This is a genomic window from Candidatus Coatesbacteria bacterium (assembly GCA_014728225.1).
Lineage (GTDB): Bacteria > RBG-13-66-14 > RBG-13-66-14 > RBG-13-66-14 > RBG-13-66-14 > WJLX01.
The window spans coordinates 1-15,095 of the sequence record WJLX01000076.1 but is presented as its reverse complement, the minus strand read 5'-3'; the positions used below and the strand labels follow the sequence as shown (position 1 = coordinate 15,095).

7 protein-coding genes are annotated in these 15,095 nt (G+C 65.5%); 3 read left to right on the top strand and 4 right to left on the bottom strand.

Annotation, left to right across the window (positions count from 1 at the left end; genetic code table 11):
* The 4 genes from topA to GF399_05465 all read right to left on the bottom strand — a co-directional run.
* On the bottom strand, positions 1 to 1,674 hold a 1,674-nt coding region (gene topA / locus GF399_05480), incomplete at its 3' end, for a type I DNA topoisomerase (protein MBD3399766.1).
* A gap of 189 nt (positions 1,675 to 1,863) precedes the next feature.
* The gene (gene amrB, locus GF399_05475; GenBank protein MBD3399765.1) at positions 1,864 to 3,303 is read right to left on the bottom strand and encodes an AmmeMemoRadiSam system protein B; all 1,440 of its coding nucleotides are present in this window, start codon (positions 3,301 to 3,303) and stop codon (positions 1,864 to 1,866) included.
* A 90-nt stretch (positions 3,304 to 3,393) separates the two neighbouring features.
* Positions 3,394 to 4,086, bottom strand: a complete 693-nt coding sequence (locus GF399_05470) for a laccase domain-containing protein (protein MBD3399764.1) — start codon at positions 4,084 to 4,086, stop codon at positions 3,394 to 3,396.
* 206 nt (positions 4,087 to 4,292) lie between these two features.
* Positions 4,293 to 6,032 (bottom strand): RelA/SpoT family protein, encoded by a 1,740-nt coding sequence (locus tag GF399_05465; protein MBD3399763.1) that lies wholly within the window; start codon positions 6,030 to 6,032, stop codon positions 4,293 to 4,295.
* Positions 6,033 to 6,203: 171 nt separating this feature from the next.
* On the opposite strand from GF399_05465, the gene GF399_05460 reads away from it, so the two are divergent.
* The 3 genes from GF399_05460 (at position 6,204) to GF399_05450 (ending at position 14,093) form a co-directional block, all read left to right on the top strand.
* On the top strand, positions 6,204 to 8,105 hold the full coding sequence (locus GF399_05460) for a T9SS type A sorting domain-containing protein (GenBank protein MBD3399762.1): 1,902 nt from the start codon (positions 6,204 to 6,206) through the stop codon (positions 8,103 to 8,105).
* A 333-nt stretch (positions 8,106 to 8,438) separates the two neighbouring features.
* On the top strand, positions 8,439 to 11,054 hold the full coding sequence (alaS, locus tag GF399_05455) for an alanine--tRNA ligase (protein ID MBD3399761.1): 2,616 nt from the start codon (positions 8,439 to 8,441) through the stop codon (positions 11,052 to 11,054).
* Between the two features lie 375 nt (positions 11,055 to 11,429).
* Positions 11,430 to 14,093 (top strand): T9SS type A sorting domain-containing protein, encoded by a 2,664-nt coding sequence (locus GF399_05450; GenBank protein ID MBD3399760.1) that lies wholly within the window; start codon positions 11,430 to 11,432, stop codon positions 14,091 to 14,093.
* The last annotated feature ends 1,002 nt before the right edge of the window (positions 14,094 to 15,095 follow it).

The following is a 15,095-nucleotide window of genomic DNA, read 5'->3' as shown; positions in this document are numbered from 1 at the left end:
GAGCTCGGGGCGGAAGGATTCATAGAACTCGTCCAGGACGGCCCGCCAGTCCTTCTCGCCCTGGGCGATCTCGTCGAGCTCCCGCTCCATCTCGGCGGTGAAATCGACCTTGAGCAGCTTGGGAAAACCGACCAGCAGCAGTTTGATCACCAGGCGGCCCAACTCCGTGGGCACCAGGGCGCGGTTGGCTCCGCTGACGACGTAGTTGCGTTCCATCAGGGTGGAGAGGATGGCGGCGTAGGTCGAGGGTCGACCGATGCCGCTCTTCTCCAGCTCCTTGACCAGGCTGGCGGGCTTGAAGCGCGGCGGCGGCTGGGTGAACTTCTGTCGGCCGTCGAGCCAGGCCAGGGTCAGCTCGTCGCCCTCCGCCAGGACGGGCAGGATGTTGTCCTCGGAGCGCCCCGGATCCGGGTAAACGGTGAGAAAGCCGGGGTCGCGCAGCACCGAGCCCTTGGCCGAGAACTCGGCGCGCCCGCAGGCGATGCGAGCCTGGGTTTTGTCGTAGACGGCCGGGGCCATCTGCGAGGCCAGGAAGCGGCCCCAGATCAACTCGTAGAGCTTGCGCTGGTCCGGCTCCAGATACTTGGCGATCTCGTCGGGCTCCAGGGCGGGGTCGGTGGGCCGGATGGCCTCGTGGGCGTCCTGGGCTCCCTTCTTGCCCTTGAAGGTCCGCGGCTGCTTCAGGGCGTACTGGGGATGGTGCTGCTCGATCCAGTCCCGGGCCTTGGCCAGGCCCTCGTCGGAGATGCGCACCGAATCGGTGCGCATGTAGGTGATCAGGCCGACCTGACCCCGTCGGCCCAGCTCGACGCCCTCGTAGAGCCGCTGGGCGGCGCGCATGGTGCGTTTGGGGTTGAAGCCCAACCGGGTCGAGGCGTCGCGCTGCAGGGTGCTGGTGATGTAGGGGGGCTGGGGTTGGCGCTTATGCTTGCGCTTGCTGAAGCGCTTGACCTTCCAGTCGCCCTCGTGGAGCTCGTAGAGCAACTCTCGGACCTGGTCCCAGCTCGTCGGGCGGGCCTTCTCGCCGTCGAGACGCAACAGCTCGGCCTCGACGACCTCGTCCCCCGGAACCTCGAGGGCGGCGGTGACGATCCAGAACTCGTCGGGCCGGAAGGCTTCACGCTCCAGCTCGCGCTCGACGATCAGCCGCAGGGCCACGGACTGGACCCGGCCGGCGGACAGGCCGCGGCGGACGGCCTTCCAGAGGATCGGCGAGACCTGATAGCCGACCAGGCGGTCGAGGATACGCCGGGCCTGTTGGGCGTCCACCAGGGCCTGGTCGATACGCCCCGGATTCTCCAGCGCCTTGAGCACGGCGCTCTTGGTGATCTCGTTGAAGGTGATGCGGTAGAGGTCGGCGCCGTCGTCGATCAGTTGGGCCAGGTGCCAGCAGATGGCCTCGCCCTCGCGGTCGGGGTCGCAGGCCAGATAGACCTTGGCCCCGCGGGCCTGGCGGCGCAGCTCGTCGACGACCTTCTTCTTGCGCGGGATGACGCTGTAGGTCGGCGCGAAACCGTCGGTCAGATCCACCCCGAGCTTGCTCTTGGGTAAATCGCGGATGTGCCCCTTGCTGGAGGCCACCCGATAGTCGCCGCCGAGGTAGCGCTCGATGGTGCGCACCTTGGTCGGCGACTCGACAATGATCAGGGGTTTCGCTTTGGTTTTACCGGCCATTGATCGCTTGGTGGCTGGGGTCTCGCCGGACCCGGGGTCAAAAGCCGCCGGCGGCGAATGACAATCCGCCGCGGCGACCGGAGGGATTATACACGACTGAGGATAAACCGCAAGGGCATCGGCGCGGCGGCTTGACGGGCGGCCGCGACAACTACGCCGCCGGGTCGGAAGAGGTTCCCGCCCGGCGGCTCATTCGCCGAAGACCTGGGCGGTGAAGCAGTACAGCTCGGCGCCCTCACGCCAACAACCCGCTTCGAGGCCGGCCTTGAGGCAGGTGTGATCGAGGAACTCCTCGCGGTTCCAGCCCTGCTCGACGGGCACCTGGGGCAGCAACAGGCCGGAACGTCCCTCACGGCGCACGATCAGTCCGTGGCGGCCGACGACGACGTCGGCGGGATCCCCGAGGGGCTCGATTGGTGACAGAACGCTGATCTCGAGGTGTAGCTCGGCCAGCTCGTCGGCCCGCACCGGGGCGAAGCGGGGATCGCCCGTGGCCGCGGCCACCGCCATCTCGCGCACCACCCGCCACAACGGACGCTCGACGTGGATGTAGCCGATGCAGCCGCGCAGGTTGCCGCGCCTGGTCAGGGTGACGAAGGCGCCGCGTTTCTGGCGCAGCCGACGGCTGGGATTGGTCAGCTCCGGTGGCTCGTCGCCGGCGAAGTGAGCCTCGAGGGCCCGCCTGGCCAGGCTGAGCAGCTCACGGCGCTCCAGACGGTCCAGATCATGATCGTCGGTTTCGGTTTGAGCACCGTGAAAAACGGCCGCCAGATAGCCCACCACGTGGCTGCGGTCGCCCGAGGTGTCGCCCGAGGTGGCGTAGGACAGCACCCGGGAACTCGCGGCACCAACGGCGCGGGCGAAAAACATCGCCGCGGCCAGAGGGCCGCCGCCGCAGGCCGCCGTGCGACCGGCGTCGATCGATTCCAGCAAACCCTTGGGTTCGAAGGAACGCACGTGACTGATCAGCACGCCGTCGAGAACCCGGGCGACGGAATCCTCGTGGTAGTGGGACAGATCGCTGGAGGCCACCACCAGGGTCCGTTCATCGGGAAAGGTCCGGGCCAGGGCCTCGCCGAGGAGCAGGGCCGTCGGTTTACCCTGATCTCCCATCACCAGGGGCACCAGGCCGACGTCGCCCAAGGCGACCTGGACGAAGGGTAACTGGACCTCCAGGGCGTGTTCGGCGGCGTGGGCCCGCGGATGGTGGGCCAGGGTTCCCAGCTCGCCCGCCAAACGGGCCAGAGCCTCGAGGTCGACCTTCAGCCGCCCGAGGGGGGTCTCGTAAGCCTCGCCGAGATATGCGGAGACGCCCTCGAAGGCGTACTGGTGACTGGGAGCGATGACGACGACGCGGTCGTAACCGCCGCGCTCCACCGCGGCGAAGGCCGCTCCCGCCACCGGGCCGGAATAGGGATAACCGGCGTGGGGGCTGACCAGGGCCCGCACCCCGGGGAGGGGATCGACGCCGCTGTCGCGCAGATAGCCCTCGACCTCCCGGCGCAGGGCCCGGGCCGGGGCGGGGTAGAAACGCCCGGCGACGACGGGCTTGCGGACCCCGCCTTCGGCGGCGCGGTGCAAAGCATCCAGATCCGTGGGCAGCTTCTTCATTCGGTTATCACTTCGCATCGGTTATCACTTCGCTCGGCTGGGCGGTCGGAAAAAAACGAAAGAACGCCTTTCAGCATCGCATAAAGCCGCGACAAAGGCAAACCCCGATTAACCCTCCGGCAGCCAGACGGCGCTGATGATCCTGCCCGCGTCCCCGCGGCGGTGGGAAAACCAGCGCCCGCCGCAGATGGTGCACTCCCCGCCGCCGTTGATCAGCTCACCGCGCACCCCCACCGCGATCAGTTGCTCCCGGACCAGGCCGGGCAGGTCGAGGTGGGGTCGAGGCCCGGCGCCCTCGATGACGCAGCCCGCGCCCCAGCGCTCGGCGAACCGATTCGCAAGCTCCGGCGAAACCTCGTAGCAGCAGGGGCCGGCTCCCGGACCCAGGTGTCCGTGCAGGCCCGCGGGCTCGACGGCGTAGCGCTCGGACAATTCGGCGACGACCTTGCCGGCGATGTCCCCGTAGACGCCGCGCCAGCCGCAGTGGACGGCGGCGACCACCCGACCCGCCCCGTCGGCCAGCAACAGCGGCAGGCAGTCCGCCGTCAACACCGCCGCCGCCAGCAGGGGCCGCTCGACGGCCACGGCGTCGGCCCGCGGATAGGGCTCCGCCGTAGAACCGGCGGCGTGGTATAACCGCTCGCCGTGGACCTGGTGGACCCGGACGAGAACCGCCGCCGGCTCGACCGCGGCCAGGGCGCGAAGCCCCGGCTCCTCGGGCGCTGCCGGGACAGGCTCGACGCGTTCGGTGATCAACGCCCGGGCCGGACCGAGCTCAAATGATCGATAAGGCTGCTCCATCAACACTCTCGTGACAGGTTCAAGTGTTTCACCCGGCCCCGGGGAGAACCGAAAACCGCCGGGGGCGCACCGCACGCTCCGCCCCCGGAACCGGCACGGTTTTTGCGGACTCGCCGCACAGCGGACTTCCAAACGTGCTGAAGCTGCAAAAACCGTGCCGGTTCCGGGGGCCGGGGAGCAGAGGCTCCCCGGGTCACCCGGCGCGGTCAGCGCTTGACGTCGAAGGTCAGGCCGGGGAACTCGGCGGTCAGGCGTTCCAGGCAGCGTGCCTGCTCGGCGGGCCGTTCATCGGTGTCGGGCACCCGGGCCTTGAGGATGATGTTGGTATGGCCGAAGCGGGTATAGGAGCACTTGGTCAGCTCCATCTCGGGCTGGTGCAGAACCCGGTCCAGCAGGCGCCGGTAGAGCTCGAGGTTGCCCTTGGTGTACAGGCGCACCAGAGTGCGGTTGGGCCGGGTGGAGTGCTGGGGGTGTTCGCGCAGCCAGCGCCGGATGGCCTGGCGGGCGTTGGCGGTCTTGACGAAGCGCAGCCATGTCGGCCGGGGGTGGGCCTCGGGACGGGTGAGGATCTCGACCCGGTCGCCGGCGGCCAGGCGATAGGTCAGCGGCTGGAGCTGACCGTTGACCCGGGCGCCGCTGCAGTGCCGGCCCAGGTCGGTGTGGATGCGGAAGGCGAAATCCAGCACCGTCGAGCCCCGGGGCAGATCGACGGGGTCGCCCTTGGGGGTGATGGCGAAGATCTGCTCGCTGAACAGGTCTACCTTGACGGCGCTGGCGAAGGTGCGATCGTTGGCGGCCTTCTTTTCCCAGTCGACGATCTTGCGCAGCCAGGCCAGCTCGTTATCCATCAGCAGGGTCAGCTCGGCGTCGCCCTTGTAGCTGAAGTGGGCGGCCAGGCCGTACTCGGCGAAGAAGTTCATCCGCTCGGTACGGATCTGGACCTCGACCCGGCGGCCCTCGTCGTCCAGCACGGCGGTGTGCAGTGACTGGTAGAGGTTGGGCTTGGGGTTGGCGATGTAGTCGCGGAAGCTGCCGGACACGGGACGCCACAGGCTGTGGACCACACCGAGAACGCTGTAGCAGTCGGCGGTCTCCCGGGTGATCACCCGGACGCCGACCAGGTCGTGCAGCTCCTCGAGGCTGCTCTGCTTGCGCTGGAGCTTCTTGTAGATGGAGTAGATGTGTTTGGAGCGGCCGAAGATGGTGGCCTCGATACCCAGTTCGTCGAGCTTGGCGCGCAGCTTGTCGCTGACGGCGCCCACCAGCTCTTCGCGGGCCTGGTTGCGCTTGTGCAGCTCCCGGGCGATGTCGTCGTAGACCTCGGGATGGAGGTACATCATCGCCAGGTCCTCCATCTCCCAGCGCAGCTTGGCCACACCGAGCCGGTGGGCCAGCGGGGCGTAGATCTCCAGCGTCTCGAGAGCCTTGCGCCGGCGCTTGTCCTCGGGCAGGTGCTGGGCGGTGCGCATGTTGTGCAGCCGGTCGGCCAGCTTGATCAGCAACACCCGGGGATCGTGGCTGGCGGCCAACAGCAGGCGCTTGAGCGTGGCCTCGGCGTCCGCCGAGGGACCCCCGCGCTCATCGTCGGCCCGCTCGGCCTTCTCGACCTCGGTGACCCCCTGGACCATGTGGTAGATGTCGGGGCCGAAGTGCTCCTTGATCCTGCGCGGCGCCACGCCGGTGTCCTCGAGCAGGTCGTGGAGCAGCCCCGCCGCCACCGTCTCGGCGTCGGCCCCCATCTGGGCCAGGATGTGCCCGACCTCGACGACGTGGATCAGGTAGGGATCGCCGGAGTAGCGCCGCTGGCGGCCGTGGCCCTCGGCGGCCGTCAGGTAGGCCTCCTCGAGCAGCTCCAGCTCACCCGGCGTCGAGCGCGGCTGGAGCAGCGCCAGGGTCTCCTCGAAGATGTGGCGGCAGGTGGCCAGGTTCAGCGGCATGGCGTTCATCCCCGATGCTGCGACAACTGATGCTGCGACAACTACAGTATAGCACAGTGGGCCCGTCTTTCTTCCTTCCTTCCTTCTTGACAAATGCAAAAACCATTACTATTATAATAGTAAGAGTATTTATTTTAGCCTCTTTTTTGTAGCGGCAGACGACCTCAACGGGGGCGGATAATGAAGCAGTTGCTTTTGTTACTGTTGGCCCTAGTGTTTGTTTTGCCCGTCACCGCCGACCAGTGGTGCCTCGAGACGGTGGACTCGAGTGGCTATCTAGGCACATACGCCTCCCTGGCGCTGGATTCCCGTGGGAGCACACACATTTCGTACTTTGACGTCGTCGGTATAAATCTCAAGTACGCCCAGTGGAGCGACTCGAGCTGGACTATCGAGACGGTGGACTCGGCAGGTGAGGTGGGTCAGTTCACCTCTTTAGCGCTTGATTCCAGCGGCAACCCGCACATCTCGTATTTCGACGACACCAACGACGATCTCAAGTACGCCCGCTGGAACGGTTCCAGTTGGGAGATGGAGACGGTGGACGCGGCAGGTGAGGTGGGTCAGTACACCTCTTTGGCGCTTGATTACAGCGACAACCCGCACATCTCGTACTACGACTGGACCAACAAAGATCTAAAATACGCCCGCTGGAACGGTTCGAGCTGGGTGATCGAGACGGTGGACGCGGCGGATCGTGTAGGTAGCCACACCTCCCTGGCGTTGGATGAATCCAGCAATCCGCATATTTCCTACTATGACAGCGAGTACGATGATCTCAAGTACGCCCGCTGGAACGGCGCGAGCTGGCAGATCGAAACGGTGGACTCGGGAGGTAATGTAGGTCTGTACACCTCTTTGGACATTGATTCCAGCGGCAATCCCCACATCTCGTACCACTACTACTCTGGCTGGGACCTTAAATACGCCCGTTGGAACGGTGCGAGCTGGGAGATCGAGACAGTGGATTCGGCAGGTTATGTAGGTTTTTACACATCACTGAGGCTGGATTCCAGCGACAATCCTCACATCTCTTACTCTGACAACTCTAACAGCTCAAACTACGAACTCGATTACGCCCACTGGAACGGCTCGAACTGGGTCTTCGAGACGGTTGAATCGGGCGGAAATGCAGGCAGATACACCTCCCTGGCGCTCGATGACGCCGACAAGCCTTGCATTTCCTATTACGACGATGACGGCCATATTCTCAAATACGCCTGGTACAACACCCCTCCCCCGGCCTTTTCGCTGCTGTCTCCCAGTGACGGTTCCGCCGTGGAAGCCTTTCCCCTGTGCGACTGGGAGGACGCCCCGGACTATCCCACCGTCAGTTACGACCTCTGGTATTCCACCGAGTACGACTTCGATCCTCACGAAGAGCTCACCGGCCTGATCGACTCCGAGTACCAGTTCAGCGACGCCGAGCTGGACCCGGACACCATCTACCACTGGAAGGTCCGGGCCTGGGACGGCTACGAAGAGACCTGGTCCAATGAGACCTGGAGCTTCTACGTACCCCATGATGTCGGCCTCGACGGCGTCGAGCTGGCGGCGTCGCCCGCCGATGACGGTGTAATCGTCGTCTGGGCCGTGGACGTCGAGCTTCCCGCCGCCTTCCGGGTGCTGCGGGGCGCGGAGAATCCTGTCGCCGTCAGCGGCTCGCTGGACGGCGCGACCCGCCGCTGGCTGGATCGGGACGTGTCCCCCGGCGGGAGCTACGTATATTGGATAGAGGCAACGGATAGCGATGGCTATGTAAAAAGATTTGGGCCGACGGCGGCCGTCGTCGTGCCGGAGCAGACGCAGCGGCTGAGCCTCGATGAACCGTATCCCAACCCGGCGTCGGGAAGCGTCAGCGTCGCCTTCACGCTGCCCGAGGCCCAGCGCGTCAGCTTGGCCGTTTACGACCTGGCCGGGCGGCGGGTGACGACCCTGAGCGAGGGCGAGCTGCCCGCCGGGCGGCACGAGGTCGCCTGGAACTGCGCCGCTGCATCAGCCGGGGTCTATCTGCTGCGCCTGGAGACGCAAGGCGCGGCGCTCAGCCGCCGGATGGTCGTCGGGCGGGTCGTCGATCGGTAACGAGTTGTTGATATAGCGGCACACGGGCGAGATTTAACCCGCCCCGACGGTATACCGGCCGGGGGCGTCCTACAAGGATGTTTAGCAACGGCGGGGTCGCCCCCGCCGTAAATCGCCAGTCCTGTAGGGCGGGGACTGGCGTCCCTGCCGTTTATTCGCCAAGGCCGAACCGCGCCCCTTTGACATTCGCGGCGGGGGGCGGAGCCCCCGCCCTACGTACGGCAAAGATAAGCCGCCCGGCGGACGCGCCGCGCCCCGCCCCCGCATTATCCCGCCCCGCGTGCTATAATCACCCCCCGTCACGGACACCACCCCCAACCCCCAGCGATAACAATGCCCACCAGCCACGAGATCAAGCGCACCTATCTGGACTTCTTCATCGAGCGCGGCCACACCGAGGTCCCCTCGGCCCCCCTGGTTCCGCGGGACGATCCGACCCTGCTGTTCAACTCGGCGGGGATGGTCCAGTTCAAGCCCTACTTCGCCGGCCTGGCCCCGGTGCCCTTCGAGCCGCCGCGGGCCTGCTCGCTGCAGAAGTGCTTCCGCCTGAGCGACCTGGAGAACGTCGGCCGGACACCGCGTCACCATACCTTCTTCGAGATGCTGGGCAACTTCTCCTTCGGCGACTACTTCAAGGAGGAGGCCGTCCGCTGGGCCTGGGAGCTGTCGACGAAGGTCTACGGCATGGACCCGTCGCGCATCTACGCCGCCGTCTACACCGACGACGACGAGGCCCACCGCCTGTGGACCGCGGTCGTCGGCCTACCCGCCGAGCGCGTCGTCCGCCTGGGCGAAGAAGACAACTTCTGGGGTCCGGCGGGCCGGACCGGCGCCTGCGGTCCCAGCTCCGAGCTCTACTGGGACTACGGACCAGAGTACGGCTGCGGCAAGCCCGACTGCGGGCCGGGCTGCGAGTGCAACCGCTACGTCGAGTACTGGAACCTGGTCTTCCCCCAGTTCGACATGCAGGAGGACGGCGAGTTGGCGCCGCTGAAGAACCGGGGCATCGACACCGGCCTGGGCGTCGAGCGCCTGACGGCCATCCTCCAGGGCTGCGACAACAATTACGCTACGGACCTCTTCCGGTCGATCATCGAGGCCGCGGCGACCCTGACCGGTGCGGATCCCGACGACCCCGAGCACCGCCACCGCTTCTGGGCCGTCGCCGATCACGCCCGGGCCCTGACCGTGGCCCTGGCCGAGGGCGTCTACCCCTCCAACACCGGCCGGGGCTACGTCCTGCGCCGCCTGCTGCGCCGGGCCGGTCGCCTGGGCTTCGAAATGGGCCTCGAGGAGCCCTTCCTCCACCGCCTGATCGAGCCCGTCGGTGGCGTCCTGGGAAGCAGCTACCCCGAGCTGATTGATGAGGCGCCACGCTGCGCCGCCGTCATCGAACACGAGGAGGAACGCTTCCTCGAAACCATCGGCGAGGGAATGGCCGTCTTCGAGAAGCTGACAGCCGACCTGCGCGGCGACACCCTGTCCGGTGAGGAGGCCTTCAAGCTCTACGACACCTTCGGCTTCCCCGTAGACCTGACGACGGTGATGGCCGAGGAGCGGGGATTGAAGGTCGATCTGGCGGGCTTCGAGGCCGCCCTGGAGCAGGCCCGGGAAACCTCGCGCGCCGCGTCGACCTTCTACTCCGAAAGCGACGAGCCCCGGGTCGAGGGTCTGACAACGGTTTTCACCGGCTACGAGACCTTCGCCCAGCGGGCCCGGATCAGCGCCCTGTTCGACGCTGACAACGCCCCCGTCGAGCGCCTGGAGCCCGGCGCCCAGGGCGCCGTGGTCCTCGAGGAAACGCCCTTCTACGCCGAGGGCGGTGGCCAGATCGGTGACAGCGGCGAGTTGACCACCCCCGAGGGCGCCCTGTTCGTCGTCACAGACACCCGCAAGATCGGCGAGGCCCACCTGCACCTCGGCGAGCTGCGCTCCGGCGAACTCGAGGTCGGCCTGACCGTCGACGCCGCCGTCGACGAGGCCCGCCGCCGTCGGACCATGGCCCACCACACCGCCACCCACCTGCTGCACTGGGCCCTGCGCAAGGTGCTGGGCGAGCACGCCACCCAGGCCGGCAGTTGGGTCGGACCCGAGCGCCTGCGCTTCGACATCAATCACCCCAAAGCCCTCGACGCCGCCGAACTCGACGAGGTCACCCGCCTGGTCAACGAGAAGATCGTCGCCGACGACACCGTCCGCCGCGAGGTCATGAGCCTGGACGAAGCCCGGGCCGCCGGTGCCGTGGCCCTGTTCGGCGAGAAGTACGGCGACGAGGTGCGCATGGTCAGCGTCGACGGCTACTCCCGCGAGCTCTGCGGCGGAACCCACGTCTGCGCCACGGGGGAGATCGGCAGCTGCCTCATCGTCGAGGATTCGGCCCTGGCCGCCGGCGTGCGCCGCCTCGAAGCCGTCTGCGGTCCGGCCGCCGTCGAGTACATCAGGGAGCGGGAGCGGCTGCTCGAAGATGTTTCCCAACTGCTCAAAACGCCCCCCCGGGAGCTCCGGCGACGCGTCGAAGCCCTGCTCGAGGACAACAAGCGGGCCGACAAGCGCATCGCCGAGCTCGAGGAGCGCCTGGCCGGCGGCGGCGGGGGACGCGACCTGGCCGCCGAAGCCGAAGAGATCGGCGGCGTCACCGCCCTGTTGACCCGTCTCGAAGGCGTCGGCGCCAAGGCCCTGCGCGGCACCGTCGACAAGCTCAAGGAACAACTGGGCTCCGCCGTCATCCTTCTCGCCGCCGTCGAGGGCTCCAAGGCCGTCCTGGCCTGCGGGGTGACCGCGGACCTGGTCGAGCGCGGCCTCAACGCCGGCCGCCTGGTCAAGACCGCCGCCCGGATCGTCGGCGGCGGCGGCGGCGGACGACCCGACTTCGCCCAGGCCGGCGGCTCCCAACCCGATAAACTCCCCGAGGCCCTCGCCGCCGTTCGTGAACTCCTCCTTGACGCCTAAACCGGCGACGACCTTTGATAAGCATTCCGTTCGTAATCACCGGCAACGCCGGAACCGGCACGGTTTTTGCATCTCGGCGACCGTTGGAGCGACGATAACTGTCCGCCTCCGCAAAAACCGTGCCGGTTCCGGCGTTGCCTGGTCTCGGCTGGGCCTCGATGGCTCAACCCCCCGTCAGGTACACGTTTTTCAAACGTCGTCGCCGGTTTATCAACCGTATTCAGTTGATGACCCGCACAGCGGATTATCGATCGACCGTTCCGCGGGGCGGTTGCTTTGGCCGTCGGCGCCCCCGGCCTTGACAGGGGGCATGTTTTTTACTAGCGTTTTCATGGTCTTTTCCACCCCTCAACTAAACCAACCTTGGGAGTACCGATGAGAAAAGCCATTATTTTTATTGTGCTCATAACGGCGGGAGCCGCTCTGGCCCTGGACGCCGTCGCCGCCGGTCAGGTTGCCGTCGAGCAGCTTCTCGACGGCGACACCGCCGGCAGGCGCGTCTACGTGCTACCCGACTATCTGGAGTCCGGCGCGGTGGAGTTCTGGCATACCAGCCTGAGCGTACCCGCCGGCGGCGCCCACTTTGTCTTCATCGACGACGTTCCGGCAGCCAACTGGGAACACCCGGCTCGAGCCGTCTTCGTCGACGACGCCGGCCGGTTGACGGTCTACGATGTCAGCACGCCGCCCAAGGACGAGGTCTACGGCGCCCTCAGCGAGTTGACCGACCCGGAGAAGTGGGCCTTCCTCGATCCGGGCAACCGCTATCCGGACCCCGAGGCCATCGCCCGCACGGCGGCCCGCCTGGAGGGCCTGCTGCCCGAACCGGCCTCCCGCGCCGGCGACAACTACGCCCTGTTGATGTCCGGCGGAGCCAGCCAGTACTCGAACTACACCCGCTACTGGAACGACATGTCCTACATCTACACCACGCTGATCGAGGTCTACGGCTATGATGAGAACAACATCATCGTGCTGATGTCCGACGGCGACAACCCGGCCGGCGACCAGTCCGACGGCTCCAGCTCGGACCTCGACCTCGATCAGGATGGCGACGACGACTACAGCCTGTCCTGCACCCGGACCAACATCTTCAACCAGATGGATTGGCTGGAGACCAATCTGACCGCAGATGACGCCCTGTTCATCTTCACCACGGACCACGGCGGCTCCGACGGTGCGCCCAACTCCTATCTCAATCTGTGGAACTACCAGGAGCTGGCCGACGACGAGTTCGCCGACGAACTCGACGACATCGCTTTCGCCCAGTGTATCGTCACCATGGAGCAGTGTTTCTCCGGCGGCTTCGTCGACGATGTCGACGGCATCTCCAACGTGGTCATCTCGACGGCCTGTTCCGACGACGAGTACTCCTGGGCCATGGGTCCGGACTACAAGTACGACGAGTACGTCTACTACTGGACCGCCGCCGTGGCGGGCAACGAGCCCGGTGCCAACCCCTGGGAGCTCGACGGCGACCCCGTCGACGCCGACGACAACGACGACGGCGTCGTTACCGCCGAGGAAGCCTTCCTCTACGCCGAGGCTCACGATACAGCCAGCGAAACCCCGCAGTACAACGACTACTCGGGCATCGGCGACCTGATCAGTCTCTGGGGCGCCATCGACGGCGCCTATCTGCGTCTGTCGAGCTACGAAACCGTCGGCGACCACGACGGCAACTCGATGCTGATCCCGGGCGAACACGCCGAGATCAACCTCAGCCTGTTCAACCTGGGCGGCGATGACGCCACCAACACCACGGCCACCTTGACCTCCAACGATCCCGAGGTCGTCGTCGACGTCGACACCATCGACTTCGGCACCGTCGGCTCCGGCGACACCGAGGATTCGCCCTACCCCTTCGAGATCACCATCGACACCGGCTGTCCCGAGCCCAGCGTCTTCTACCTCGAGCTGCACGTCGAGGAGGACGGTGGCTACACCGAGGACTGGAGCATCCCCATCGGCGTCAGTTCGGTCTGGGGCTTCGCCGATTACATGGAAGACGGCGATGACAAGTGGACCCACAGCGGCGACGGCGACATGTGGCACCTCGAGAGCTACAACAACTACGACGGCGTCTACAGCTGGAAATGTGGTGATTACGGCAACGGCGACTACCAGAACGACATGGACTGCACCCTGGATTCGCTCCTGATCCTGGTCGGGATCGACAGCCCGGAGCTGTCCCTCTACACCAGCTACAAGACCCAGTCCAACTACGACGGCTGCGAGCTGCTCTTCGGCGGCGACGGCCGCGAGTGGACGCTGATCGACGATTACAGCGGCTACAAGTACGGCTGGGAGCAGCACACCTACGACTTCGGCGACTTCGCCGGCCTGGTCGGCCAACTGCGCTTCCGCTTCTACTCCGATTCCTCCAACGTCCGCGAGGGCTTCTACTTCGACAACATCGAGCTGACGCCCCAGGGCGACACCCCGGCCGAGCTGACCACCCTCGACGCCGCCTCTAGCGAGGAGGGTGTCCTGCTGAGCTGGAGCGTCGACAACCCCGGCCAGTACGCCTCCTACAACGTCTATCGCCAGGACGGCGAGCTGGTCGAAGGCTGGGTCCTCTCCCGGGGCGATCGCAACCCGACCACGCCCCTCAACGAGACGCCCCTCGACGGCGGCGACCGCTACTACCGCTTCCTCGACCGTGACGTTGACAACGGAGCGAGCTATCTGTACTACGTCCAGCTCACCGAGGTCGACGGTCACAGCACCCTCGTCGGTCCCCTGGAGGTCGACTACGCCTCCGGCGACGGCATCCGTATCGATCGTCTGGCCGAGCCCTACCCCAACCCGGCAGCCGGCAGGGTGACCGTGGAGTTCGAACTGGCCGACGACTCGCCGGTCAATTTGGCGGTCTACGACCTGGCCGGTCGCCGCGTGGCCCAGCCCGTCGAGGGCGAGCTGCCCGCCGGCCGCCACACCGTCACCTGGGATTCCGCCGCGACCCCCAGCGGCATCTACCTCATCCGCCTGCAGACCAATGACGCCACCCTGACCCGTCGGGTGATCGTCGAGCGTTAAAGCACTCTCCAGCACGATAAGCAAACGGGACGGCCCACGGGCCGTCCCGTTTGCTATCCGGTTAGGACTGATCGATCAACGGCGCCGCCTGAGCCGTACCAGCCAGCGGATCAGCGAATACAACACCACGGCGCCGGCGACCCACAGCAAGACGACGAAGTCCTCGCCGCACAGACCTGATGGGCCTCAGGTCCCACCCTGAGCCAGGGCGGGAACGCTCAACAGCAACAAACAGAGAATAACGAGCACGGCGGTTTCCTTGTTGGCTTTCGCAGATATCTACGCCGGGGAGTATATCACAGTTCCCGCATGCTTGCGCTGATACTCATCGCTGCGGGCCGACGCGAATGTCGGTTCGGTTCGGTGTTGGTGAACATATGGCTGGTCGCCTGATCCCACCGTGCAGATCTGGTGAACTGCGCCGGGGGAGCGCTTCCCAATTATCCGTGAAGCACAGGCTTAACCGCGCAAACAGGTCCCAGCCCGGCATGATTGAGATGAGTTGACTGGAGAATCCACTCATCCTCTTTTTGGTAAAACACTTACTGTCGAGAGGGTCGAGTTTTACGATGTAAACACTGTCAATATATGTGTAGCCTGATCAACAAAAGTCGTCTGCATTTCACAGCCTGTTTCAACCATAAGAGCTATCCATCATAAAGACTTTATTATATTAAGCGGCAACCAATACACAACATCATATAATATATCTGCTTATAGAGTAGCGTAAAGACTAGTAACAATTGCGTTCTTCGTAAGAATTCGATCAGTTGCTCAAACAAAAACCCCTCGATATCGAGGGGCATATCTCCTTCGCATTTCGCATCTTAGACCATCCCGACGAGCTCTGGTTGGGCCTGGACTATGAAGCCCGGCGGGAGCTTCAGGAAGTATTCTCTCCTTGCGGTTCGACCAATGACGGGCAGAGCTGTTGGGAACGTGTAAAACACCCCGTCTTCGGCGTTTTGGCCGAAAACGGGGCGGGTGATGCAAAAGTGGGGT

Bases quoted from the DNA above. Each gene is read 5' to 3' on its own strand.
- GF399_05450 (MBD3399760.1), top strand. From the start codon at position 11,430: ATGAGAAAAGCCATTATTTTTATTGTGCTCATAACGGCGGGAGCCGCT.
- GF399_05465 (MBD3399763.1), bottom strand. From the start codon at position 6,032: ATGAACGCCATGCCGCTGAACCTGGCCACCTGCCGCCACATCTTCGAG.
- GF399_05470 (MBD3399764.1), bottom strand. From the start codon at position 4,086: ATGGAGCAGCCTTATCGATCATTTGAGCTCGGTCCGGCCCGGGCGTTG.
- GF399_05460 (MBD3399762.1), top strand. From the start codon at position 6,204: ATGAAGCAGTTGCTTTTGTTACTGTTGGCCCTAGTGTTTGTTTTGCCC.
- amrB (MBD3399765.1), bottom strand. From the start codon at position 3,303: ATGCGAAGTGATAACCGAATGAAGAAGCTGCCCACGGATCTGGATGCT.
- alaS (MBD3399761.1), top strand. From the start codon at position 8,439: ATGCCCACCAGCCACGAGATCAAGCGCACCTATCTGGACTTCTTCATC.